This window comes from Pseudomonas sp. ZY71, from assembly GCF_036542145.1.
Classification (GTDB): domain Bacteria; phylum Pseudomonadota; class Gammaproteobacteria; order Pseudomonadales; family Pseudomonadaceae; genus Aquipseudomonas; species Aquipseudomonas koreensis_A.
The window spans coordinates 1,396,643-1,420,314 of record NZ_CP144274.1 but is presented as its reverse complement, the minus strand read 5'-3'; the positions used below and the strand labels follow the sequence as shown (position 1 = coordinate 1,420,314).

Here is a 23,672-nt window from a genome sequence, read left to right as displayed (position 1 = left end):
AATCTAAGGCTCAAGTTTGCGAAAAAGGTCGGCATTATCCGTAGGAATAAGACCCTGACAAGGACTGACCGGACTATTTCTGATGAGTTCATTTCTCAATTGCGCGATCACCGATTACTCTGCAAGCCATCAAACTGTTCATGTTCAGGAACTGCGTACGTGAAAGACCCGCTCGACAGCGTTGAAAACGATGCGCAAATCCGACGCACGGCGCTCTACTCAACGCTCGCCCAAGTGCCCGAAGGCAAAGTCGTCAGCTATGGTCAGTTAGCCGAGCTGGCCGGGTTGGGGCGCGCCGCCCGTTGGGTCGGCCGCACCTTGAGTCAGTTACCCGGCGATACCAAGCTGCCTTGGCACCGCGTGCTGGGCGCGGGCGGTCGGATCAGCCTGCCGGTGGGCAGCCCATCCGGCGATGAACAACGGGCCCGATTGCGCATGGAAGGCATCACCGTCCTGAACAATCGTGTGGATATTCAGCGCCATGGCTGGCGTCCGGTAGAGCACAGCGGTTAGAGTGCGCGCTTTGTTTCCGCAATCTTGAGGCAGACTTCAGCCCATGCCCCGTAAAACCTGGCGCGCCGCGCTAGCCGCTTATGCCAGTCCTTCGACGCTCGTGCTGTTGTTGCTCGGTTTCGCCGCCGGCCTGCCGTACATGCTGGTGTTCTCAACGCTTTCCGTCTGGCTGCGTGAAGCCGGTGTCGCCCGTGAAACCATCGGCTACGCCAGCCTGATCGGCCTGGCCTATGCGTTCAAATGGGTCTGGTCACCTTTGCTCGACCAATGGCGTCTGCCGTTGCTGGGCAAACTCGGCCGTCGCCGTTCGTGGCTGGTGCTCTCGCAAGCCCTGGTGATTCTCGGCCTGATCGGCATGGGTTTCTGCGATCCGCAGAAACATCTGTCCTGGCTGATCGCCATTGCCGTTGTCGTCGCTTTCGCCTCCGCCACTCAAGATATCGCGGTGGATGCCTATCGCCTGGAAATCGCCGAAGACAATCGCCAGGCCGCCCTCGCCGCCAGTTACATGTCGGGTTATCGCGTGGCTGCACTGCTGGCGACTGCCGGTGCCTTGTTTTTCGCTGAGGGCTTTGGCTCCACGGGCTTCAACTATCAGCACTCGGCCTGGGCCGGCACTTACGCACTGTTCGGCGCTCTGATGATTCCCGCGCTGCTGACCACGCTGTTCATGCGCGAGCCGCCGGTGCCACTGCGGACACAGTTACAGGCCGGGCGCTACACCTTTATGCATCAACTGATGTCGGTGTTTGTGCTGATTGTCTTGCTGGTCTCGGTACCGGCGATGTTCACCCAGCTCTACAACACTGATTTCGCCAGCGTGCTGTTCGGCGGCATGAGCCCGCTCGACCTGCTGCTCGAAGATCGTGCCTTCCTGCGCGCGATTCTCTACACGCTGCTGACTGGCCTGTGCCTGTCGACCATGGGCCGTCGCGGCCTCGCACCGGTGCTGACCCCGGTCAATGACTTCATCCTGCGTTATCGCTGGCAGGCGTTTCTGTTACTGGGTCTGATCGCCACCTATCGGATGTCGGACACGGTCATGGGCGTCATGGCCAACGTGTTCTACATCGACCAGGGTTTCACCAAGGATCAGATTGCCAGCGTCAGCAAGATTTTCGGCCTGATCATGACGCTGGTTGGCGCCGGTATGGGCGGCCTGCTGATCGTGCGTTTTGGCATTCTGCCGATTTTGTTCATTGGCGGCGTCGCTTCCGCAGCCACCAACCTGCTGTTCGTGATGCTCGCTGACATGGGCCCGAACCTGCAGATGCTGGTGGTGACCATTTCCCTCGACAACTTCAGCTCGGGCCTGGCGACGTCGGCATTCGTTGCTTACCTGTCGAGCCTGACCAACCTGAAGTTCTCCGCCACCCAATACGCTTTGCTCAGCTCGATCATGCTGCTGTTGCCGCGCCTGATGGGCGGCTATTCCGGGGTCTTGGTCGAGAAGTTTGGCTATCACAGCTTCTTCCTGATCACCGCCCTCCTCGGCGTGCCGACGCTAGTGTTGATCGCCCTGCACTGGTTTCAGGAAAGCCGCCGCGAAGGCCCGACGCCAACGCCCGAGCCTGTGCCGACGCCGGTCGCAGAAGAATCGTAAGACGTTTCGGCAACGGCGGGAGGAATCCCGCCGTCGTGCCTCCCCACTGACCTCACGCCTGTACGTCGGCAAAACTCGCCGGTACACTGCGGAGTCATTTCCAGTCATAGCAACCGACAACGGCCAACCATGCGCACCAGTCAATTTTTGCTCGCCACACAGAAAGAAACGCCTTCCGACGCGGTCGTGATCAGCCATCAGCTGATGCTGCGCGCCGGCATGATCCGCAAACTCGCCTCGGGCCTGTACACCTGGCTGCCGATGGGCTTGCGGGTTATGCGCAAGGTTGAAGCCATCGTTCGTGAAGAAATGAACGCTGCCGGCTCTCTGGAAGTGTTGATGCCGAGCACCCAACCGGCCGAGCTGTGGCAGGAATCGGGACGCTGGGAAGAATACGGCCCTGAGCTGCTGCGCATCAAAGACCGCCACGGTCGCGACTTCTGTGCGGGCCCGACCCACGAAGAAGTGATCACCGATCTGATGCGCAACGAGTTGAGCAGCTACAAACAGCTGCCAATCAACCTGTACCAGATCCAGACCAAGTTCCGTGACGAAATCCGCCCACGCTTCGGTTTGATGCGCGGCCGCGAATTCATCATGAAGGACTCGTACTCCTTCCACGCTGATCAGGCGTCGTTGCAGATCACCTACGACCGTATGCATGAAGCGTACTGCAACATCTTCACGCGCCTGGGTCTGAAATTCCGCCCGGTGGAAGCCGACAACGGTTCGATCGGTGGCGCTGGTTCGCACGAATTCCACGTACTGGCCGAGTCCGGCGAAGACGACATCGTCTTCAGCAACGGTTCCGACTACGCAGCGAACATCGAAAAAGCCGAAGCCGTGCCACGCGAAACTTCGCGTGCCGCTGCGACTGAAGAGCTGCGCCTGGTCGACACGCCAGACACCAAAACCATCGCGGCGCTGGTGGAGAAATTCAATCTGCCGATTGAAAAGACCATCAAGACCCTGATCGTGCGCGCCGAAGAAGAAGGCAAGCTGATCGCGCTGGTCATCCGTGGCGACCACGAACTCAACGAAATCAAGGCTGCCCAGCAACCAGGCGTTGCCAACCCGCTGGTCATGGCCACCGACGCCGAACTGCGTGACGCCATTGGCGCCGGCGCCGGTTCGCTCGGCCCGCTGAACCTGCCGCTGCCAATCATCATCGACCGCTCGGTCGAGCTGATGAGCGACTTCGGTATCGGCGCGAACATCGACGACAAGCACTACTTCGGCGTGAACTGGGAGCGTGATCTGCCCGTTCCGACCGTGGCTGACCTGCGTAACGTGGTCGCCGGCGATCCAAGCCCGGACGGCAAAGGCACCCTGGAAATCAAGCGCGGCATCGAAGTCGGACACATCTTCCAGCTGGGCAACAAGTACAGCAAGGCGATGAAGTGCGAAGTGCTGGGCGAGAACGGCAAGCCAGTCACCCTGGAAATGGGTTGCTACGGCATCGGCGTGTCCCGCGTGGTGGCTGCGGCCATCGAGCAGAACAACGACGAAAACGGCATCATCTGGAGCGACACCCTGGCGCCGTTCCAGATCGCTCTGGTACCGCTGCGCTATGAAACCGAGCAGGTCCGCGAAGCAACCGACAAGCTGTACGCCGAACTGACGGCGGCCGGCTTCGAAGTGCTGCTGGACGATCGCGACAAGAAAACCAGCCCGGGCATCAAATTCGCGGACATGGAGCTGATCGGCATTCCTCACCGGATCGTGGTCAGCGACCGCGGCCTCGCCGAAGGCAACCTGGAATACAAGAGCCGTACCGAAGGCGAAGCGCAAGCATTGCCGGTGGCCGACGTATTGTCCTTCCTGCAGGCCCGTATCCGCCGCTGAAACCAGATAGAGACGTCATGTTCAAGCGAAACACCTTAGGCCTCGGAGGCACCGCCCTGTGCGGTGCCCTGCTGGTCAGCGGCTGTGCCAATCACATGTCACAACGCAGCGAGCACGAAGAGCGGGTCGAGCGAAAGTTGCTCGACCATAGCCTGCAGATTGATGTCGGTGAGCCTAAGGAGCTAGAGCTGCCGCAGCGACGCGTGAAGATCAACGAACAGAAGACTTTCGAAGTCACCGAGTTCGAAGTGACGCGTCGCTACGATCGCTACACGCCCTATCAGCCTTGGCGGGAGGTCTACGAGATTCCGCTGGGCGCGGTGGCCGTAGTCGGTGGCGTCGGCGCCAACGTGGTCAACGTGTTTGCCCTCGGCAACCTGCCGGACAGCGTCACCAAGGACTGGCTGAGCTACGGTTTTGCCGGGCTCAACCCGTTCATGAACGTGCAGTCCAACGGTCGCGCGCAACAGAACCTCGCCGGTATCGATGAAGTCCAGCGCGACAAGCGCACGGAGTATTCGAGCCTGCCATGGAGCGAGCGCCCGGTGCAGGTCAAGGCTGGCAAGCAGACCTTTGACATGACCACCGATCGTAACGGTGTGCTGCGTCTGAACCTGCTCGACAGTCCGTTTGCCGAAAATGATCTCAATCATGTCGGCAAATTGCAGATCAGTGTCGAAGACGCCAAGGATGACGTGCACTCGGACTCATCGCTGATGATCAGCAGTCATCTGCGTGGCAAATTGCTGGAAGCGCACGGGCTGATCTACGACGATCTGGAAGACGACGAAGTGAGCCAGTGGGTGCATCGGGTCAAACGTCTGTCAGAACTGGGTCTGGAAGAAGAAGCCAGCGAACTGGAACAAAGCCTGATCGAACTGACGCGCAATGATCCTGAGTTACAGACTGAGTTTCTCAAGTCGTTGACCAAGGATGCGGGTCGCTTGGTGGCTGATCCGGGACCGAATTAAAAGCTAAAAGCTTCGCGAGCAGGCTCGCTCCCACAGGGCGGAATACATTCCAAATGTGGGAGCGAGCCTGCTCGCGAAGAGGCCCTGACAGACACCGCAAATCTACCGCTCGAACAACTCCATCTGCTCAAACCCGCCGCGCAAATCCTCAAGCCTTACCCCAACCCCCAACAACCGCACCGGTTTCCCGCCGCGATTGAACGCCTGTGTCAGCATCAACTGATAACTGCCCAGATCCCGCCCTGCCCCGGCCTGCTCCAGCGTCGTCTGGGTAAAGTCATGAAACTTCACTTTGACGAACGGCTTGCCCGGCCGATAGCTGCTGTCGATCCGCGCCATACGGGTTTTCAGGGTTTCCAGCAGCTCTGGCAGTTTGTCGAGGCAGCTGCGCAGGTCCGGCAGATCGACGTCGTAAGTATTTTCCACACTGATTGACTGACGCCGACTGTCGTTGTGCACCAACCGGTCATCGATCCCACGGGCGAGGCTCCACAGTCGCTCGCCAAAGCTGCCGAATTCACGCACCAGGGCCAATTTGTCCCACTCGCGCAATTGTGAGCAATCGACGATGCCGAGCTTGCCGAGCTTGTCGGCGGTGACCTTGCCGACGCCGTGCAACTTGCTCACCGGCAAACCGCTGACGAAGTCCTCGACCTGATCCGGCGTGATCACAAACAACCCGTTGGGCTTTTTCCAGTCGCTGGCGATCTTCGCCAGAAACTTGTTCGGCGCTACGCCAGCGGAAACGGTGATGTGCAATTGATTGGAAACGCGTCGGCGGATGTCCTGGGCGATCCGTGTAGCGCTGCCGCCAAAATGCGCGCTGTCCGAGACGTCCAGATAGGCCTCATCCAGCGACAACGGCTCGATCAGGTCGGTGTAATCGGCAAAAATCGTATGAATCTCTTTCGAAGCCTCGCGATACGCATCCATTCGCGGCTTGACGATGGTCAGGTCCGGACACAGCTTCAAGGCATGCCCCGAGGCCATCGCCGAACGCACGCCATACGCGCGCGCTTCATAGTTGCAGGTGGCGATCACCCCGCGCCGATCAGCCGAACCACCCACCGCCAACGGCTTGCCGGCCAGGCGCGGGTCATCGCGCATCTCGATGGCGGCGTAAAAGCAATCGCAGTCAATGTGGATGATTTTTCGCTGAGTCATGTCAGAAAAGGGAATGTGGCAAGCCGGACCGGCAGTATCTCACTGACACCTGTATATAGCACCAGTGGTATGAATCTTCTTTCCAGGCGGTAGGAAATGTCCGTTGAATTTATTTTATCAATCGACGAGAGGCCTCCAATAGAGCTGAAAGCCTTGCTCCACCTGCCCTGCAGCGCAAAAAACACCCGAGAAAAGACGCTAACCGATTGAACCTCAACAGATTTTATCCAGATTGCGGGTTGACACCCCGGCGTTCCTCTGTAGAATGCCGACACACAGACGCGGGATGGAGCAGTCTGGTAGCTCGTCGGGCTCATAACCCGAAGGTCGTCGGTTCAAATCCGGCTCCCGCAACCAAACATCAAAAAAGGCTACTCGAAAGAGTGGCCTTTTTTGTGCGCGTCTGTTTTGTCGATTTCCTCTTCTTATAAAGAAGCGATCGCCAAACAGGAATTCTTTGCATTTCCGAAACTTAACTTCCCCCCTGCGACCGTTTGACGCTATTTCACACTTATTTGACCCTTTCCGGGATTAGCGGTTGACACCCTGTCGTTCGTCTGTAGAATGCCGCCACACAGACGCGGGATGGAGCAGTCTGGTAGCTCGTCGGGCTCATAACCCGAAGGTCGTCGGTTCAAATCCGGCTCCCGCAACCAAACATCAAAAAAGGCTACTCGAAAGAGTGGCCTTTTTTGTATCTGTTGAAAAAGTCCTTTCGCAACAATGATCTGTCACTGTGCAGTGAACCGCTTGGGATCTTCAGAGGTACTGACTTGCGACTATGCTTGAGTCGCAGGCAAGGCGTCTGCAATCCAGGAACTGCCCTCGCCGATACCCGGTGAGAGGCGTAGTATTTTGTGATTATTTTTTTCTACAGGGATTGGTAACTTGGCTGGATACCTCCATCCTGTCGCGCACAATCCAAGAGGTGATTGATGCGCGCCAACTCGTCTGATCCACAAGACACCGTCACAGCGGAACATCCGATCAAACCCGAGCGTTTGCGCTTGCTGGATCGGTTGAGCAAATACCGGCAACCGATTGGTCTGGCGGTGACTTTGCTGCTGTTCGCGATTGCGCTGATTGCCTGTCGTCATCTGCTCGCCGAACTCGATCTCGATGCGTTGCACGACTCAATTCTCGATGTGCCGAAACCTGCACTGCTCGGCGCCTTCGGTGCGACCGTGGTCGGCTTCATTATTCTGCTCGGCTACGAATGGTCGGCCAGCCGCTATGCCGGCGTAACCTTGCCACCGCGCACATTGGCGCTGGGCGGCTTCACGGCGTTTGCGATCGGCAATGCCATCGGCCTGTCGCTGCTGTCCGGCGGTTCGGTGCGCTACCGTTTATATGCGCGCTTGGGTCTGGGAGCGTCGGAAGTCGCGCACATGACCTTGTTCGCCAGCCTGTCGCTGGGTTGCGCCCTGCCGCCGCTGGCAGCGCTCGCGACGCTGAGTGACCTGCCTGCTGCCTCGCAGGCGCTGGGTTTGTCCGAAGGCCTGCTCGGCACCGTCGCCGCCGTCGTGCTGGCGCTTGGCGCAGTACTGGCTATCGGCATCTACCGTCGGCGCCTGCCGGAACAACCGTTGCGCGACAACCTGCTGGTCAGGGTTGGCCGCCGCACGTTGCGCTTGCCGGGGCGTCGCCTGACTTTCCTGCAACTGATCATTACCGCCCTCGACGTTGCGGCTGCCGCCACGGTCCTTTATCTGTTGCTGCCGGAAGCGCCACCGTTTGGTGCGTTCCTGTTGGTGTACCTGCTGGCATTGGCTGCCGGCGTACTCAGCCATGTACCCGGCGGCGTCGGTGTGTTCGAAGCGATTCTGCTCGCCGCTTTCGCTGACAAACTCGGCGCCGCGCCTCTGGCCGCTGCGCTGCTGCTGTATCGCCTGATCTATGTGGTACTGCCGCTGCTGGTCGCCTGCGTATTCCTGCTGATCAATGAAGGTCAGCGCCTGTTTCAGACTCAGACCATGCGTGCAGCGTCTGGTCTGGCCGCGCCGATTCTGGCGGTGCTGGTGTTCTTGTCCGGTGTGGTGCTGCTGTTTTCCGGCGCCACTCCCGAGATCGACACACGTCTGGAGCACATCGGCTTTCTGATCCCGCATCGTCTGGTCGACGCTTCGCACTTCGGCGCCAGCCTGATCGGCGTACTGTGCCTGATGCTCGCCCAGGGCCTGCGTCGTCGCCTGTCCGCCGCGTGGATGCTCACCACCATTCTGCTGTTGGTCGGCGCCCTGCTCTCGCTGCTTAAGGGCTTCGACTGGGAAGAAGCGACGCTGATGACCCTGACGGCTGCGCTGCTCGGAGTGTTCCGTCGCTCGTTCTATCGCCCGAGTCGTCTGACCGAACTGCCGTTCTCGCCGCTGTATCTGGTGGCCAGCCTGTGCGTCCTCGGTGCATCGACGTGGCTGCTGCTGTTCGCCTATCAAGACGTGCCTTACAGCCATCAGCTGTGGTGGCAGTTCACTCTTGATGCTGACGCACCGCGTGGCCTGCGTTCGCTGCTCGGCGCTGCTGTGCTGTTGCTGGTGATCGCCCTGACCTGGCTGCTGCGCACCGCACGCCCGGTCATTCACCTGCCAACGCCTGACGAACTCGATCGCGCGGCAAAGATCCTGATGGCCTCGTCGCAACCCGACGGTGGCCTGGCGCTGACCGGTGACAAGGCGCTGCTGTTTCACCAGAACGACGAAGCGTTCCTGATGTACGCCCGCCGTGGCCGCAGCCTGGTGGCGCTGTACGACCCGATCGGCCCCGGCCAGCAACGCGCCGAGATGATCTGGCAGTTCCGCGACCTCTGTGACATTCACCACGCTCGCCCGGTGTTCTACCAGGTGCGCGCGGAGAACCTGCCGTACTACATGGACATCGGCCTGACCGCGATCAAACTCGGCGAAGAAGCCCGGGTCGATCTTCTTCGCTTTGACCTGGAAGCCAAGGGCAAAGAGATGAAGGACCTGCGTTACACCTGGAACCGTGGCACTCGCGATGGTCTGTCGCTGGAGATCCATGAGCCCGGTCAGGCGCCGATGGACGAGCTGAAAGTGATTTCCGACGCGTGGCTGACTGGCAAGAACGTGCGTGAGAAAGGCTTCTCCCTCGGCCGTTTCAGCGACGATTACCTGAAGCATTTCCGCATCGCGGTGATTCGCTTCGAAGGTCGCCCGGTGGCGTTCGCCAACCTGCTCGAAACTTATAGCCATGACCTGGCCAGTCTCGACCTGATGCGCGCGCACCCGGACGCCCCCAAGCTGACCATGGAATTCATGATGGTCGGCCTGATTCAACACTATAAGAGTCACGGATACGCGCGCTTCAGCCTGGGCATGGTGCCGTTGTCGGGGTTGCAACCCCGGCGTGGTGCACCGCTGACCCAGCGTCTGGGCTCGATGGTTTTCCGCCGTGGTGAGCAGCTATACAACTTCCAAGGCTTGCGCCGCTTCAAAGACAAGTTCCAGCCTGACTGGGAACCCCGTTATATGGCCGTGCCCGCCGGACTCGATCCGCTGGTGGCACTGGCCGACACTGCTGCCCTGATCGCGGGTGGCTTGACTGGATTGGTGAAACGCTGATGATTCAACGCTCCCTGAAGTACATCCTGGCCGCACTGATCGTGCTGGCCGTGATTGCCGGCGGCGGTTTCTGGTACCTCAAACGTCCGGCACCGGAACCGACCGTCGAACAGCTGACCCCGGCCGATGGCGCCGCCATGACCCGCGTCATCCCGGGCACCAAGCCCAAGGCGCAGGTACTGGTCGCGGTCAACGACGACCAGAAACTCTCTGAAAAACAACTGACCACCCTGAGCCGCAGCGCCTCGGCGCAAATCGTTCAGGTGATTCTGCCCAAGGACTGCCTGCTGCAAAGCCGCGCCCTGCAATCGGGTCTGCGTGAACTCAACGGCCCGGCCACTTTGGTCAGCGGCATCGGCCCGGGCGCTGTGCTGGCCTGGCGCTGGTTGTCGGAACAGAAAGACGACAAGGCCCAAGCCATCTCCGTCGACCTCGCTCTGGAAAAAGGTGGCTGCACCCACCTGCTGCCAAAATCCGCCGCCCACGGCCACTGGCTGGCAGCGTGGAACGACAACCCGGACGACGCCAGCGCAGGTTTCGTGCGCGATCAACCGAACGCCGAAACCAGCATCAGCGACTACGACATCAACCTGCCGCAAGTGCTGAACAACGAACTGCGCAAAATCCTCGTTGGCGGCGACAAGGCCAACGGCGGTCTGGCGATCCCGGTGGTTGAAGTGCCGGCCGGCCAAGCCAAAGACACCGTGACCCTGTTCCTCTCCGGTGACGGCGGCTGGCGCGACCTCGACCGCGACGTGGCCGGTGAAATGGCCAAGATCGGTTACCCGGTGGTCGGCATCGACACCCTGCGCTACTACTGGCAGCACAAGAGCCCGGAGCAAAGTGCACTGGACCTGACCGAACTGATGCAGCACTACCGGCAGAAATGGGGCACCAAACGCTTCATCCTCACCGGTTACTCGTTCGGCGCTGATGTGTTGCCAGCGATCTACAACCGCTTGCCGGACACCGAGCAGCAACGCGTAGACGCGATCATCCTGCTGGCCTTCGCCCGCACTGGCAGCTTCGAAATCGAAGTCGAAGGCTGGCTGGGCAACGCCGGCAAAGAAGCCGCCACCGGGCCGGAAATGGCCAAGCTGCCAGCGGCCAAGGTTGTGTGCATCTACGGTGAAGAAGAGACCGATGAAAGCGGCTGCACGGACAAGACTGCAGTGGGCGAGGCCGTGAAACTGCCCGGCGGCCACCATTTCGACGAGAACTACCCGGCGCTGGCCAAGCGCTTGGTGGATTTGATCGAGAAGCGTCAGAGCAAGGACTCGGTCGCCGAAGAGTGATCTGAGCCACGCCCACAAAAAGCCCCCGCAACTTTGCAGTCGCGGGGGCTTTTTACATCTCGGACGATGACCCCATTCCTCTGTAGGAGTGAGCCTGCTCGCGATAGCGGAGTGTCAGCCACCTATTTGCCAACTGATACACCGCTATCGCGAGCAGGCTCACTCCTACAATGGAATTGCGCTGGATTCAGAAACTTTATACATGCACTCGTAAATATCTTGACTATCGATGAAGCCAAAAACGGCAGATGTCCACATTCCATAAAATGTGGACACCTGCATCGTCGGCAACATTGAATCGTCAACCCCGAAAATCACCAGTGGCGTGTAGTTTCGTTTACTTCCAGTCTCGCAATATCAGATGACGCCCACAGACCTTGTAGGCAAACTCCGAAACTCGTGTTCGGGCGCTGTGCCGCTCTATTGCGCTGTTTTTCGACGGGATACTCTCCGGACGTCGCTGACCCATTCAGCGATCGGGCTTGGTAACCCGGTGGAATAAGGCGCAACAGCGCACCCGACACGACTCAGGCGAAACCCGTCCGAGCCCCTGTGTTATGGCAGCTGTGCGTGGGACGCTTTCGGGCGTGCCGGTTTCCTTGATTCCCCGGTTTACCAACCTGCGCACAGCTGCCACCCATTCGCTTGGTATCGGATGCGGCAGCTCTCGAAATCAAGGGAACTGACAATGAACAATCCATCCGATCTTAAAACCATCGGCTTCACCCCTTTCCTCTACAACGCGGATCAAGCGTTCTTCAACGTCCGCGCCGGCATCCCGATTCTCGATGCCTTGTCCCAATCCTCCGACCTGCTATCCCTCGCCAAATCGTTCGCCGAGGATGCTGCCTTCATCAGAGACACCGACCGCCATGCCTGGGCTGCGCATTACCTGACGGTGATGGGCAAAGCTTTGATTGATGATGTGATTCAGGCGTTGATGCCGCGACCCGGTCGCACAAAGACCGAATCCGAAGAAGAATTGCCTGAAAGCCACTAACACCACAGAACCCTTGTGGGAGCGAGCTTGCTCGCGAATGCGGTGGGTCAGCCGAAGAATGCTTCTCCTGTCACTCAGCCTTCGCGAGCAAGCTCGCTCCCACAGGGGGATTTGCGTGGGTTTGAGGTTTATGTGCAGGCACAAAAAAGCCCCCGACAGCCTTGAAGCTGACGGGGGCTTTTGAGTTGCGGCGGGGCTTACATTTCTACCTGCGTGCCCAACTCAATCACCCGGTTCAGCGGCAGATTAAAGAACCGCAAATTGCCATTGGCATTCTTCAACATGAACGCGAACAACGCCTCACGCCAACGCGCCATCCCTTCAAGTTTCGAGGCGATCACCGTTTCCCGGCTGAGGAAGTAGGTCGTACGCATCGGACTGAAGTCCAGATCATCCAGATGGCACAGCTTCAGCGCCTGCGGCACGTCCGGTTCGTCGGTGAAGCCGAAGTGCAGGATCACCCGGAAGAAACCCTCGCCGTGCGCTTCGACCTCGAAACGCCGCGATGGCGGTACGCGCGGGATGTCTTCGTAGACCACCGTCAGCAACACCACCTGCTCATGCAGCACCTGGTTATGCAGCAGGTTGTGCAACAGCGCATGCGGCACGGCGTCGGAGCGCGCGGTGAGGAACACGGCGGTGCCCTGCACGCGATGCGGTGGCTGCACGCGGATACTGCTGATGAAGATCGGCAACGGCAGCGCGCCTTCGTCGAGGCGATCGACCAGCAGTTGTTTGCCGCGCTTCCAGGTGGTCATCAGCACGAACAGCGCGATACCGGCGATCACCGGGAAGGCACCGCCCTGCACGATCTTCGGCACGTTGGCGGCGAAGTACAGACCGTCCACCAGCAGGAAGCCGATCAGCACCGGCACGGCGAGGATCGGTGGCCATTTCCACAGCAGCAACATAACCGCCGACACCAGAATGGTGGTCATCAGCATGGTGCCAGTCACCGCCACGCCATAGGCCGAGGCCAGTGCGCCGGAGGATTCGAAACCGAGCACCAATAGGACCACGCCGACCATCAGCGCCCAGTTCACCGCACCAATATAGATCTGGCCCTGCTCGTCGCTGGAGGTGTGCTGGATGTACATGCGCGGGATGTATCCGAGCTGAATCGCCTGACGGGTCAGGGAGAATGCACCGGAAATCACCGCTTGCGAGGCGATCACCGTGGCCAGCGTCGACAGACCGACCAGCGGAATCAGCGCCCAGCTCGGCGCCAGCAGATAGAACGGGTTACGCGCCGCCTCAGGGTTTTCCAGCAGCAAGGCGCCCTGACCGAAGTAATTGAGCACCAGCGCCGGCAACACCAGGATGAACCAGGCGCGGGCAATCGGCTTACGACCAAAATGGCCCATGTCGGCGTACAGCGCTTCGGCACCGGTCAGCGCCAGCACTACGGCGCCGAGGATCGCCACGCCCATGCCCGGATGCACGACGAAGAAATTCACCGCCCAGATCGGGTTCATCGCATGCAGCACTTCTGGCGTGTGGCTGATGCCATACACACCAAGCGCGCCGAGGACGAGGAACCAGGTGACCATGATCGGCCCGAAGAGGATGCCGATCCGCGCGGTACCGTGACTCTGGATCAGGAACAACCCGACCAGCACCACCAGCGACAGCGGCACCACCCAATGGTCGATACCATCGAATGCCAGTCCCAGACCTTCAATCGCCGACAGTACGGAAATCGCCGGGGTGATCATGCTGTCGCCATAGAACAGCGCTGCGCCGATCAGTCCGCAAACCACCAGCAACGAGCGCAATTTCTTGCGATGCCCTGCCGCACGACGCGCCAACGCGGTGAGCGCCATGATGCCGCCCTCGCCCTGGTTGTCGGCGCGCAGCACGAACATCATGTATTTGATCGACACGACCCAGATCAGCGACCAGAAGATCAACGACAGAATGCCCAGCACGCCGTCATGGTTGACCGATACGCCGTAAGCGCCGGAAAACACTTCTTTGAGGGTGTACAGCGGGCTCGTGCCGATGTCGCCGTAAACTACCCCGACCGCCGCGACCAGCATGCTCAGCGGCTTGGTGGCCGAACCCTCGGCGCCTGCCGCATGACTACTTGCCTGACCCATCCAACACTCCTACTTCTCAGAACCGGCTTCTTGAATGAAGCACTATGCTTTGTGGTGCAGCATGCGCTGTTTTACCTGTTGTTACAGACGTTTTGTTGACTGTAAAAAATTGGTAAAGCTCAACGGCGCGAAGCATAGCGCAGCACTCGTCGTATTTCCCTGCATAAAGCTGGTCAAGTGCGTTGCCCGCCGCTAGAATTGCGCACTTTTTGATCAGAGGCGCGCCCTAAGCGCCCATCCGTCGGCTTTCGCACCAAGAAAGCGATGTCACAAAATACCGAGGTTAGACATGTCCACCACTCCCGCGCCGGCCAATCCAAAGGTTGGCTTTGTATCTCTGGGTTGCCCGAAAGCACTGGTCGACTCCGAGCGCATCCTGACCCAGCTGCGCATGGAAGGCTATGACGTGGTGTCCACCTATCAGGACGCCGACGTGGTCGTGGTCAATACCTGCGGTTTCATCGATTCGGCCAAGGCTGAGTCGCTGGAAGTGATCGGCGAAGCGATCAAGGAAAACGGCAAGGTGATCGTCACCGGTTGCATGGGCGTGGAAGAAGGCAATATCCGCGACGTGCACCCGAGCGTGCTGGCCGTGACCGGTCCGCAGCAGTACGAGCAAGTGGTCAACGCCGTGCACGAAGTGGTGCCACCGCGTAAGGATCACAACCCGCTGATCGACCTGGTGCCGCCGCAAGGCATCAAACTGACCCCGCGCCACTACGCGTACCTGAAGATTTCCGAAGGCTGCAACCACAGCTGCTCGTTCTGCATCATCCCGTCGATGCGCGGCAAACTGGTCAGCCGTCCGGTGGGCGATGTGCTCGACGAAGCTCAGCGTCTGGTCAAATCCGGCGTTAAAGAGTTGCTGGTGATTTCGCAAGACACCAGCGCTTACGGCGTAGATGTGAAATACCGCACCGGTTTCTGGAACGGCGCGCCGGTGAAAACCCGCATGACCGAACTCTGCGAAGCCCTGAGCAGCCTCGGCGTCTGGGTGCGTCTGCACTACGTTTACCCGTACCCGCACGTTGACGAGCTGATCCCGTTGATGGCCGCCGGCAAGATCCTGCCGTACCTCGACATCCCGTTCCAGCACGCCAGCCCGAAAGTGTTGAAGTCGATGAAACGCCCGGCGTTCGAAGACAAGACCTTGGCGCGGATCAAGAACTGGCGCGAAATCTGCCCGGACCTGATCATCCGTTCGACCTTCATCGTCGGCTTCCCGGGCGAAACCGAAGAAGATTTCCAGTACCTGCTGAACTGGCTGACCGAAGCCCAGCTCGACCGCGTCGGCTGCTTCCAGTACTCGCCGGTGGATGGCGCGCCAGCGAATGATCTGGATCTGGAGATCGTACCGGACGACGTCAAGCAGGATCGTTGGGATCGCTTTATGGCGCACCAGCAAGCGATCAGCTCGGCGCGTCTGCAAATGCGTATTGGCCGTGAGATTGAAGTGCTGGTCGATGAAGTCGACGAGCAAGGCGCGGTTGGCCGCTGCTTCTTCGATGCCCCGGAAATCGATGGCAATGTGTTTATTGATAACGGCAGCAATCTGAAGCCGGGTGACAAGGTCTGGTGCAAGGTTACTGACGCTGACGAATATGACCTGTGGGCTGAGCAGATCTGATCTGAAGATCAAAAGCCCCTCACCCTAGCCCTCTCCCAGAGGGAGAGGGGACTGATCCATGTGTTCTTGCGAGCTGCACCGACCTGAACGTTCGAGTCGAACTCAGGTTTTGAAAAGCATGAAGATCTGCTCCCTTCCCCCTCGCTCTGAGGAAGAAGGAACTGATCGAGGTGTTCTTCAGAATGACGGCGACTTGAAATATCGAGTCGTGCTCAGGTTGCAGTGGTCAACTAATTCCGGACACCTCGATAGGTGGTTCTGACGCCATCGCCCGCTCATAGACGGTCGGTGGCAGATATCCCAGTTTCGAGTGCAGCCGTTCGTTGTTATAAAACCCAACGATGTACTCGGTGATGTCGCGGATCGCTTCAGCATGGTTGGCGTAGTCACGTCGCCATACCCGCTCCATTTTCAAACTCAGGAAGAAGCGTTCCATCACCGCATTGTCCCAGCAATTACCTTTACGGCTCATGCTCTGCTGCATGTCGTTTCTTGCCAGTAACTCTCTGTAAGTTGCACTTGCGTATTGACTGCCCCGATCTGAGTGGGCAATCAAGCCTGGTGGCGGTTGACGCTGCGCGATAGCCAGTTGCATCGCGGTGCACACCAGCTCTGCCGGCATGTTCGGAGCCATCGACCAGCCCACTATCTTGCGCGAGAACAAGTCCAATACTACGGCCAGATACAACCAGCCACTGCGGGTGCGGATATAGGTGATGTCGGCTACCCAGGCCTTGTTTGGCGCTACTGGATCAAATTTTCTGTTCAGTACATTCTCTGCAATCGGCAGGTCATGATTACTATCGGTTGTGTGTACAAACTTGCGCTTCCAGGCTGAACGCAGTCCGTTAGCCCGCATCAATCGACGGATTTTATACAGCCCGACAAGCATGCCTTTACCGCGCAAAGCGTCGCGCAAAGGGCGGCTGCCGTAGCAGCCTCCACTCTCGGCGAAAGACGCCTTGAGTTGCACAAGAACAGGACAACTCTGCCGAACAGGCGCATCGGCACGCTTCTGAGACTCATAGAAGCCTGAACGACTAATGCTCAGCAACCGACAGACATGAGCCACTGAGTAAGCCTTCTGTTGCAGCTGCCGAACCAGTCGATACCTTACTTCAGCTCGCGGGCAAAGAAGGCGGTAGCCTTTTTTAAGATGTCGTTATCCATCTTGAGCTGCCGATTTTCTTGTTCCAATTGCCGGATGCGCTGCTGTTCCGCCGTCAATGGCTTGCCGATTCCGGCCTGCCCCAGTTGCTCTGCCTCGTATTGCTGCACCCAGCGTCGAACGGCTGTCTCACCAATGTTCAGATCTTGGCAAACCTGCACAACGGTCAGTCCCTGATCCTTGATCATCTTCACGACTTGCAGCTTGAAGCTGTCGTCGAATGCCCTGCGTTTTTTAGTCATGAATAACTCCTCGATAGATGTATTTTCCACCTATCGGGGTGTCTGGGGAAATTAGACCACTGCAGGTTTTGAACAGCATGAAGATCTGCTCCCTTCCCCCTCGCCCTCTCTGGGGAGAGGGGACTGATCGAGGTGTTCTTCAGAATGACTGCGACTTGAAATATCGAGTCGTGCTCAGGTTATGAACAGCATGAAGATCTGCTCCCTTCCCCCTCGCCCCCTTGGGGGAGAGGGGACTGATCGAGGTGTTCTTCAGAATGACGGCGACTTGAAATATCGAGTCGGGCTCAGGTTTTGAACAGCATGAAGATCTGCTCCCTTCCCCCTCGCCCCTCGGGGAGAGGGTTGGGGTGAGGGGAGAGATCTTGCTGGCGACAGAAATAGCCAGCCAGACACCGCAACAAATACACAAAGCCCCACTCTTTTTACAAGATGCGGGGCTTTTTTACGGCTATCGTTTAGCGGGGACGGACTCCCTTGAAACGGACAAGAGGCAGACGGGCATGCGTCACCATTCGGTCATCCATACGCCGAAACTCAGCGATTATCAGGAACTGACCCGGGTCTGGGAGGCCTCGGTTCGCGCCACCCATGATTTTCTGCCGGACAGCTATATCGAGCTGCTGCGTAATCTGGTGCTCACGCGTTATCTGGATGCGGTGATGTTGATCTGCACCAAGGACGCCGACCAGCGCATCACCGGGTTTGCCGGTGTCGCGGCGGGCAAGATCGAGATGCTGTTCATCGATCCGGATTATCGGGGTCAGGGCTTGGGCAAGAAACTGCTGAACTACGCCCTGCAGCATTTGAATGCCGATGAACTCGACGTCAACGAACAGAACCCGCAGGCCTTGGGGTTTTACTTCAAGCAGGGTTTCGAGGTCATCGGCCGCTCGGAGGTCGATGGCATGGGCCAGCCGTATCCGTTGCTGCACATGCGTCTGCGACAAAATCAGCAACGCTCAAGCAACGGCTGACACCACCCAACCCCATGTAGGAGTGAGCCTGCTCGCGATAGCGCCAGATCAGCCACCATCAATGTCGAATCTCAGATGGCTATCGCGAGCAGGCTCACTCCTACAAAAAGCATTACCGAAATGGAACCGGGCTTAACCGGCGCCACACAGGTACAATGCCCACCCCTTTTTTGTTACGGCCCTGTCATGACTGACCCGATTCGCCTCTCCAAACGCCTCATCGAACTGGTCGGTTGCTCCCGCCGGGAGGCCGAGCTGTTCATTGAGGGCGGCTGGGTCACCGTGGACGGCGAAGTGATTGACGAGCCGCAATTCAAGGTCGGCGACCAGAAGGTCGAGCTCGACAAGGACGCCAAGGCCACCGCGCCGGAGCCGGTGACCATCCTGCTCAACGCCCCTGCCGGCATGGACGTTGAAACCGCCATGCAATCGCTGAGCGCCGAAACCCTCAGCGAAGAACATCGTTTCAGCAAACGCCCTCTGCGCGGGCACTTCCTGCGCCTGACCGCCAGCGCCGACCTGCAAGCCAAGGCCAGCGGCCTGCTGGTGTTCACTCAGGACTGGAAAATCCTGCGCAAGCTCACCGCTGATGCCGCGAAAATCGAGCAGGAATATGTGGTCGAGGTCGAAGGTGACATGGTCGCCCACGGCCTCAACCGTTTGCAGCACGGCCTGACCCACAAGGGCAAGGAGCTGCCGCCGGTCAAGGCCAGCTGGCAGAACGAAAACCGTCTGCGCTTCGCCATGAAAGACCCGCAGCCGGGGATCATCGCCCAGTTCTGCGAAGCCGTCGGCCTCAAGGTCATCGGCATCCGCCGCATCCGCATCGGCGGCGTCTCGATCGGCAAGGTCCCGGTCGGTCAATGGCGCTACCTGTCCGGCAAAGAGAAGTTCTAAGACTTCCACTGCCGCCACACATTCCGGCAGCGCGCCTGCGTGCTGCCCACAACGCTTATCAGGATTACTCACATGATTCATAACGACGTATTGCGCAGCGTGCGCTACATGCTCGACATCAGCGACAAGAAGGTTGTCGAGATCATCAAACTCGGCGGCATGGAAGTAGCGCTCGCCGACGTAGTGACCTGGCTCGACAAGAAAGAAGAAGACGAAGAAGGTTTCGTGCGCTGCCCGGACGAAGTCATCGCGCACTTCCTCGACGGCCTGGTGATCTTCAAGCGTGGCAAGGACGAAAGCCGTCCGCCGCAGCCGATCGAAGTGCCGGTGACCAACAACATCATCCTGAAAAAGCTGCGCGTCGCTTTCGAACTGAAAGAAGACGATATGCACGCAATCCTCAAGGCGGCCGAGTTCCCGGTGTCCAAGCCTGAGCTGAGCGCGCTGTTTCGCAAGGTCGGCCACACCAACTATCGCCCGTGTGGCGACCAGTTGCTGCGCAACTTCCTCAAGGGTCTGACCCTGCGCGTTCGCCCGGCCTGATCCCCTTCTGTGGTGGCGACTGATGGTCGCCGCCGCAACGCATGACCGATCATTCCCTCCGAAAATAGTGGCTCCGCTTTTCGCGGCTGACGACTAGGGTGTACTGATTCCCTAGCCCTCAGGATTCGCCATGCACCCGTATTTCTCCCTGCAAGGCCGCACCGCTCTGGTGACCGGCGGCACCCGTGGTATCGGCAAAATGATCGCCAAGGCCTTTGTCGAGGCTGGCGCGCGCGTGTATGTCTGCTCGCGCGACGCTGAAGCTTGTCATCAAACGGCTGAAGAACTCAGCGCTTTGGGCAAGTGTCATGGCGTGGCGGCGAACCTGGCGACCGAAGAAGGTGTGCAGGAACTGGCCGCGCGCCTGGGCGAGCAGATCACGCATCTGGATATTCTGGTGAACAACGCCGGCACCACCTGGGGCGCGCCGCTGGAAAGCTATCCAGTGAAGGGCTGGGAAAAGGTCATGCAGCTCAACGTGACCTCGGTGTTCACCTGCATCCAGCAGTTTCTGCCGCTGTTGCGCAAGGGTGGTTCTGCGGCGAATCCGGCGCGGATTATCAATATCGGTTCGGTGGCGGGGATTTCTTCGTTTGGCGAGCAGGCGTATGCCTACGGACCGAGCAAGGCCGCCTTGCATCAATTGTCGCGGATTCTTGCGCGGGAGCTGGTGAGCCAGCACATCAACGTCAATGTGATTGCACCGGGAAGGTTCCCGAGCAAGATGACGCAGCATATTGGCAATGATCAGCAGGCGCTGGCTGAGGATACGGCGTTGATTCCGATGAAGCGTTGGGGGCGGGAGGAAGAGATGGCGGCATTGGCGATCAGTCTGGCGAGTACGGCTGGGGCTTATATGACGGGGAATATTATTCCGTTGGATGGTGGTTTCAGCCTCTAGGTCGGCGGTGAAGCTATCGCGAGCAGGCTCACTCCTACAGGGATTTTCAGCGAACACAGATTTTGTGTACATTTACAACCCTGTAGGAGTGAGCCTGCTCGCGATGGCGTCCGCCCTGCCACCACCAGACTTGAGACGGGACGGGTTATCATGCCCACCCTGCCCCGCTTCGAATGCAAACCATGACTTACAGCGTCTCCCCCATTGGCTTCGTGCGCTCCTGCTTCAAGGAGAAATTCGCCATCCCGCGCCAACCGCAATTGGCCCCCGCCGCCCGTGGCGTACTGGAACTGGTGGCGCCGTTTGATCAGGGTGACGCCGTGCAAGGGCTGGAACAGGTCAGTCATGTCTGGCTGCTGTTTCTGTTTCATCAGGCACTGGAAGACAAACCTCGCTTGAAAGTGCGCCCGCCACGTTTAGGCGGCAACAAGTCCATGGGTGTGTTCGCAACCCGCGCGACTCACCGTCCCAACGGCATCGGCCAGTCTGTGGTGAAACTGGACAAGGTCGAAGCCAACCGGTTGTTTATCTCCGGGATCGACTTGCTCGACGGCACACCGGTTCTCGACATCAAACCCTACGTGCCTTACGCGGACATCATTCCCGAAGCCTCCAACAGCATCGCCAGCGCTGCGCCGCAGCTGATTGACGTGCAGTGGACGGACTCGGCGCTGAAACAAGCGCACACACACGCTCAGCGCCTCGACGAGCCGTTGGTTGAGCTGATTGAACAGTGTCTGGCCCAGGATCCGCGTCCGGCCTATCAAACCCCGGTGCCTGAGCGGGAATATGGCGCGCAATTCTGGGATCTGGACGTGCGCTGGCATTATCCGACGCCTGAGCAGATTCGCGTGCTGGAAGTCATTCCAGCCATGGTCTGAAACCGCGCCCAATGTAGGAGCTGCCGCAGGCTGCGATCTTTTGATTTTGCTCTTCAAAAGCAAGATCAAAAGATCGCAGCCTTCGGCAGCTCCTACAGGTGAATGTCGCGGGCAAAAAAAAGCCCCCATTGCCAATTCAGGCAATGGGGGCTTCTTCAGTGGGACTTACTTCTCGACGAACGCACGCTCGATCAGGTAATCACCCGGCTCGCGCATCCGCGCCGAGATCTTCAGGCCGAAGCTGTCGAGCACTTCGCTGGTCTCGTCGAGCATGCTCGGGCTACCGCAGATCATCGCGCGGTCGTCCTGCGGGTTGATCGGTGGCAGGCCGATGTCGCTGAACAGCTTGCCGCTGCGCATCAGATCGGTCAGACGGCCCTGATTCTCGAAAGGCTCGCGAGTCACGGTCGGGTAGTAGATCAGCTTGTCACGCAGCGCTTCGCCGAAGAACTCGTTCTGCGGCAGGTGCTCGGTGATGAATTCGCGGTAGGCGACTTCGTTGACGTAGCGCACACCGTGAACCAGGATCACTTTTTCAAAGCGCTCGTAGGTTTCCGGGTCCTGAATCACGCTCATGAACGGCGCCAGACCAGTGCCGGTGCTCAGCAGGTACAAGTGCTTGCCCGGGTTCAGGTCGTCGAGCACCAGGGTGCCGGTAGGCTTCTTCGAGATGATGATCTCGTCGCCTTCCTTCAAATGCTGCAGCTGCGAGGTCAGCGGGCCGTCCTGCACCTTGATGCTGAAGAACTCCAGATGCTCTTCCCAGTTCGGGCTGGCGATCGAGTAAGCGCGCATAAGCGGGCGGCCGTTGGGCTGTTGCAGGCCGATCATCACGAACTGACCGTTCTCGAAGCGCAGGCCCGGATCGCGGGTGCACTTGAAGCTGAACAGAGTGTCGTTCCAGTGATGAACACTGAGGACACGCTCGTGGTTCATGTTGCTCATGTACGTTTGACTCCTGGAGATTGGGTCTGCGCTGGCTTTTGAAGGCGACGGTGCGCAATTGCATCGCATTCTAATAGCGACGACAATATCTGTTAACTGGATTATTAAGATAAGGGTTATCGGTTATATCGATATGCGATTTACTCTCCGTCAACTGCAAGTCTTCGTCGCCGTCGCCCAGCAGGAAAGCGTATCCCGTGCTGCGGGTCTGCTCAACCTCTCGCAGTCGGCCGCCAGCACCTCGATCACCGAGCTCGAGCGCCAGTCCAGCTGCCAGCTGTTCGATCGCGCAGGCAAACGGCTGAGCCTCAACGCCCTCGGCAAACAGCTGTTGCCGCAGGCGGTGGCCCTGCTCGATCAGGCCAAGGAAATCGAAGACCTGCTCAACGGCAAATCCGGTTTCGGCTCACTGTCGGTGGGCGCGACGCTGACCATCGGCAATTATCTGGCGACTCTGCTGATCGGCAGTTTCATGCAGCGCCACCCGGAAAGCCAGGTGAAGCTGCACGTGCAGAACACTGCCAATATCGTGCAGCAAGTCGCCCACTACGAAATTGATCTGGGTCTAATCGAAGGCGATTGCAGCCACCCGGACATCGAAGTGCAGAGTTGGGTCGAGGATGAGTTGGTGGTGTTTTGTGCGCCGCAGCATCCATTGGCCCAACGCGGCAGCGCGAGCATGGAAGAGCTGACTCACGAAGCGTGGATTCTACGTGAACAGGGTTCCGGCACGCGTCTGACCTTCGATCAGGCCATGCGTCACCATCGCAGTTCGCTGAATATCCGTCTGGAGCTGGAGCACACCGAAGCGATCAAACGCGCGGTGGAATCGGGGCTGGGGATTGGCTGCATCTCGCGGCTGGCGCTGCGCGATGCGTTCCGCCGCGGCAGTCTGGTGCCGGTGGAAACGCCGGATCTGGATCTGGCGCGACAGTTCTACTTCATCTGGCACAAACAGAAATATCAGACTTCCGCCATGCGCGAGTTTCTCGATCTGTGCCGCGCTTTCACCGCCGGGGTGCAGCGCAGCGACGAGATCGTTTTGCCGACAATCGCTTAAAGCAGAATCACTGCCCACACCAGCGCGATCATGCTCAGTGCCACGAATTGCGCGGCGCTGCCCATGTCCTTGGCGTTCTTCGACAGCGGGTGCAGTTCCAGCGAGATGCGGTCGATGGCTGCTTCCACCGCCGAGTTCAGCAACTCGACGATCAGCGCCAACAGGCACACCGCGATCAACAGCGCTTGTTCAACGCGGCTGACATTGAGGAAGAACGTCAACGGAACCAGCACCACATTGAGCAGTACCAATTGGCGGAAGGCTGCTTCGCCGGTGAAGGCTGCGCGCAGGCCGTCCAGCGAATAACCGGAGGCGTTGAGGATACGTTTCAGGCCGGTCTGGCCCTTGAAAGGTGACATAAAGTAG

19 protein-coding genes and 2 tRNA genes are annotated in these 23,672 nt (G+C 59.0%); 16 read left to right on the top strand and 5 right to left on the bottom strand.

All coding sequences use genetic code 11. The annotated features are described in order from the left end of the window. Positions 1 to 159: 159 nt before the first annotated feature. The 4 genes from VY732_RS06185 (at position 160) to VY732_RS06170 (ending at position 4,932) form a co-directional block, all read left to right on the top strand. The gene (locus tag VY732_RS06185; protein WP_016985281.1) at positions 160 to 513 is read left to right on the top strand and encodes an MGMT family protein; all 354 of its coding nucleotides are present in this window, start codon (positions 160 to 162) and stop codon (positions 511 to 513) included. Positions 514 to 556: 43 nt separating this feature from the next. Next, the gene (locus tag VY732_RS06180) at positions 557 to 2,116 is read left to right on the top strand and encodes an AmpG family muropeptide MFS transporter (RefSeq protein ID WP_077571386.1); all 1,560 of its coding nucleotides are present in this window, start codon (positions 557 to 559) and stop codon (positions 2,114 to 2,116) included. Positions 2,117 to 2,245: 129 nt separating this feature from the next. Beyond that, entirely contained in the window at positions 2,246 to 3,961 is a 1,716-nt protein-coding gene (locus VY732_RS06175; RefSeq protein WP_077571385.1) for a proline--tRNA ligase, read from the top strand. A 17-nt stretch (positions 3,962 to 3,978) separates the two neighbouring features. Next, positions 3,979 to 4,932 (top strand): hypothetical protein, encoded by a 954-nt coding sequence (locus VY732_RS06170; RefSeq protein ID WP_077571384.1) that lies wholly within the window; start codon positions 3,979 to 3,981, stop codon positions 4,930 to 4,932. A 102-nt stretch (positions 4,933 to 5,034) separates the two neighbouring features. On the opposite strand, the gene dinB is transcribed toward VY732_RS06170, so the two are convergent. Then, entirely contained in the window at positions 5,035 to 6,096 is a 1,062-nt protein-coding gene (gene dinB, locus VY732_RS06165; RefSeq protein ID WP_064120804.1) for a DNA polymerase IV, read from the bottom strand. Between the two features lie 280 nt (positions 6,097 to 6,376). Here dinB and VY732_RS06160 point away from each other — a divergent pair. The 5 genes from VY732_RS06160 to VY732_RS06140 all read left to right on the top strand — a co-directional run bounded on the left by VY732_RS06160 (position 6,377) and on the right by VY732_RS06140 (position 11,966). After that, positions 6,377 to 6,453, top strand: a tRNA-Met gene (locus VY732_RS06160). Between the two features lie 222 nt (positions 6,454 to 6,675). Further along, positions 6,676 to 6,752: transfer RNA gene (locus tag VY732_RS06155), tRNA-Met, on the top strand. A 279-nt stretch (positions 6,753 to 7,031) separates the two neighbouring features. Next, positions 7,032 to 9,671, top strand: a complete 2,640-nt coding sequence (gene mprF, locus VY732_RS06150; protein WP_077571382.1) for a bifunctional lysylphosphatidylglycerol flippase/synthetase MprF — start codon at positions 7,032 to 7,034, stop codon at positions 9,669 to 9,671. Beyond that, on the top strand, positions 9,671 to 10,966 hold the full coding sequence (locus VY732_RS06145) for a virulence factor family protein (RefSeq protein WP_150692019.1): 1,296 nt from the start codon (positions 9,671 to 9,673) through the stop codon (positions 10,964 to 10,966). Before mprF ends, VY732_RS06145 begins: the two co-directional genes overlap by 1 nt. Positions 10,967 to 11,654: 688 nt before the next feature. Then, on the top strand, positions 11,655 to 11,966 hold the full coding sequence (locus VY732_RS06140; RefSeq protein WP_331694917.1) for a DUF3077 domain-containing protein: 312 nt from the start codon (positions 11,655 to 11,657) through the stop codon (positions 11,964 to 11,966). Between the two features lie 197 nt (positions 11,967 to 12,163). Here VY732_RS06140 and VY732_RS06135 read toward each other — a convergent pair whose 3' ends face one another. Then, positions 12,164 to 14,005, bottom strand: a complete 1,842-nt coding sequence (locus VY732_RS06135; RefSeq protein WP_371043148.1) for a potassium transporter Kup — start codon at positions 14,003 to 14,005, stop codon at positions 12,164 to 12,166. A gap of 349 nt (positions 14,006 to 14,354) precedes the next feature. Between VY732_RS06135 and rimO the strand changes: the two genes are divergently transcribed. Continuing rightward, on the top strand, positions 14,355 to 15,692 hold the full coding sequence (gene rimO, locus VY732_RS06130; RefSeq protein WP_331694916.1) for a 30S ribosomal protein S12 methylthiotransferase RimO: 1,338 nt from the start codon (positions 14,355 to 14,357) through the stop codon (positions 15,690 to 15,692). Between the two features lie 226 nt (positions 15,693 to 15,918). Here the strand turns inward: rimO and VY732_RS06125 are convergent. Further along, a protein-coding gene (locus tag VY732_RS06125; protein ID WP_331691757.1) for an IS3 family transposase occupies positions 15,919 to 17,102 on the bottom strand; the annotation gives its coding sequence in 2 pieces (ribosomal slippage) (positions 15,919 to 16,838 and positions 16,838 to 17,102; 1,185 coding nt in all). Between the two features lie 503 nt (positions 17,103 to 17,605). Between VY732_RS06125 and VY732_RS06120 the strand changes: the two genes are divergently transcribed. The 5 genes from VY732_RS06120 to tsaA all read left to right on the top strand — a co-directional run bounded on the left by VY732_RS06120 (position 17,606) and on the right by tsaA (position 21,301). Further along, positions 17,606 to 18,079: a GNAT family N-acetyltransferase gene (locus VY732_RS06120; protein WP_116028784.1), complete on the top strand. Its 474-nt coding sequence runs from the start codon at positions 17,606 to 17,608 to the stop codon at positions 18,077 to 18,079. 186 nt (positions 18,080 to 18,265) lie between these two features. Next, positions 18,266 to 18,976 (top strand): rRNA pseudouridine synthase, encoded by a 711-nt coding sequence (locus VY732_RS06115; RefSeq protein WP_331694915.1) that lies wholly within the window; start codon positions 18,266 to 18,268, stop codon positions 18,974 to 18,976. Between the two features lie 72 nt (positions 18,977 to 19,048). After that, positions 19,049 to 19,519: a DUF1456 family protein gene (locus VY732_RS06110; RefSeq protein ID WP_007908719.1), complete on the top strand. Its 471-nt coding sequence runs from the start codon at positions 19,049 to 19,051 to the stop codon at positions 19,517 to 19,519. A gap of 130 nt (positions 19,520 to 19,649) precedes the next feature. Next, positions 19,650 to 20,420, top strand: a complete 771-nt coding sequence (locus VY732_RS06105) for an SDR family oxidoreductase (protein WP_331694914.1) — start codon at positions 19,650 to 19,652, stop codon at positions 20,418 to 20,420. Between the two features lie 182 nt (positions 20,421 to 20,602). Further along, positions 20,603 to 21,301 (top strand): tRNA (N6-threonylcarbamoyladenosine(37)-N6)-methyltransferase TrmO, encoded by a 699-nt coding sequence (gene tsaA / locus VY732_RS06100; protein WP_331694913.1) that lies wholly within the window; start codon positions 20,603 to 20,605, stop codon positions 21,299 to 21,301. Positions 21,302 to 21,466: 165 nt separating this feature from the next. Here the strand turns inward: tsaA and fpr are convergent, their stop codons facing one another. Next, the gene (fpr, locus tag VY732_RS06095) at positions 21,467 to 22,246 is read right to left on the bottom strand and encodes a ferredoxin-NADP reductase (protein WP_007908723.1); all 780 of its coding nucleotides are present in this window, start codon (positions 22,244 to 22,246) and stop codon (positions 21,467 to 21,469) included. 133 nt (positions 22,247 to 22,379) lie between these two features. Between fpr and VY732_RS06090 the strand changes: the two genes are divergently transcribed. Further along, on the top strand, positions 22,380 to 23,306 hold the full coding sequence (locus VY732_RS06090) for a LysR family transcriptional regulator (protein WP_077571374.1): 927 nt from the start codon (positions 22,380 to 22,382) through the stop codon (positions 23,304 to 23,306). Here VY732_RS06090 and VY732_RS06085 read toward each other — a convergent pair. Beyond that, the gene (locus tag VY732_RS06085) at positions 23,303 to 23,665 is read right to left on the bottom strand and encodes a diacylglycerol kinase (protein ID WP_042557932.1); all 363 of its coding nucleotides are present in this window, start codon (positions 23,663 to 23,665) and stop codon (positions 23,303 to 23,305) included. The genes VY732_RS06090 and VY732_RS06085 overlap by 4 nt on opposite strands. Between the last annotated feature and the right edge of the window lie 7 nt (positions 23,666 to 23,672).

What these genes read in the sequence shown, in the direction of transcription:
- VY732_RS06180 (WP_077571386.1), top strand. Translation starts at nt 557, where the DNA reads ATGCCCCGTAAAACCTGGCGCGCCGCGCTAGCCGCTTATGCCAGTCCT.
- VY732_RS06175 (WP_077571385.1), top strand. Translation starts at nt 2,246, where the DNA reads ATGCGCACCAGTCAATTTTTGCTCGCCACACAGAAAGAAACGCCTTCC.
- VY732_RS06170 (WP_077571384.1), top strand. Translation starts at nt 3,979, where the DNA reads ATGTTCAAGCGAAACACCTTAGGCCTCGGAGGCACCGCCCTGTGCGGT.
- dinB (WP_064120804.1), bottom strand. Translation starts at nt 6,096, where the DNA reads ATGACTCAGCGAAAAATCATCCACATTGACTGCGATTGCTTTTACGCC.
- mprF (WP_077571382.1), top strand. Translation starts at nt 7,032, where the DNA reads ATGCGCGCCAACTCGTCTGATCCACAAGACACCGTCACAGCGGAACAT.
- VY732_RS06145 (WP_150692019.1), top strand. Translation starts at nt 9,671, where the DNA reads ATGATTCAACGCTCCCTGAAGTACATCCTGGCCGCACTGATCGTGCTG.
- VY732_RS06140 (WP_331694917.1), top strand. Translation starts at nt 11,655, where the DNA reads ATGAACAATCCATCCGATCTTAAAACCATCGGCTTCACCCCTTTCCTC.
- VY732_RS06135 (WP_371043148.1), bottom strand. Translation starts at nt 14,005, where the DNA reads ATGCTGGTCGCGGCGGTCGGGGTAGTTTACGGCGACATCGGCACGAGC.
- rimO (WP_331694916.1), top strand. Translation starts at nt 14,355, where the DNA reads ATGTCCACCACTCCCGCGCCGGCCAATCCAAAGGTTGGCTTTGTATCT.
- VY732_RS06120 (WP_116028784.1), top strand. Translation starts at nt 17,606, where the DNA reads ATGCGTCACCATTCGGTCATCCATACGCCGAAACTCAGCGATTATCAG.
- VY732_RS06115 (WP_331694915.1), top strand. Translation starts at nt 18,266, where the DNA reads ATGACTGACCCGATTCGCCTCTCCAAACGCCTCATCGAACTGGTCGGT.
- VY732_RS06110 (WP_007908719.1), top strand. Translation starts at nt 19,049, where the DNA reads ATGATTCATAACGACGTATTGCGCAGCGTGCGCTACATGCTCGACATC.
- VY732_RS06105 (WP_331694914.1), top strand. Translation starts at nt 19,650, where the DNA reads ATGCACCCGTATTTCTCCCTGCAAGGCCGCACCGCTCTGGTGACCGGC.
- tsaA (WP_331694913.1), top strand. Translation starts at nt 20,603, where the DNA reads ATGACTTACAGCGTCTCCCCCATTGGCTTCGTGCGCTCCTGCTTCAAG.
- fpr (WP_007908723.1), bottom strand. Translation starts at nt 22,246, where the DNA reads ATGAGCAACATGAACCACGAGCGTGTCCTCAGTGTTCATCACTGGAAC.
- VY732_RS06090 (WP_077571374.1), top strand. Translation starts at nt 22,380, where the DNA reads ATGCGATTTACTCTCCGTCAACTGCAAGTCTTCGTCGCCGTCGCCCAG.
- VY732_RS06085 (WP_042557932.1), bottom strand. Translation starts at nt 23,665, where the DNA reads ATGTCACCTTTCAAGGGCCAGACCGGCCTGAAACGTATCCTCAACGCC.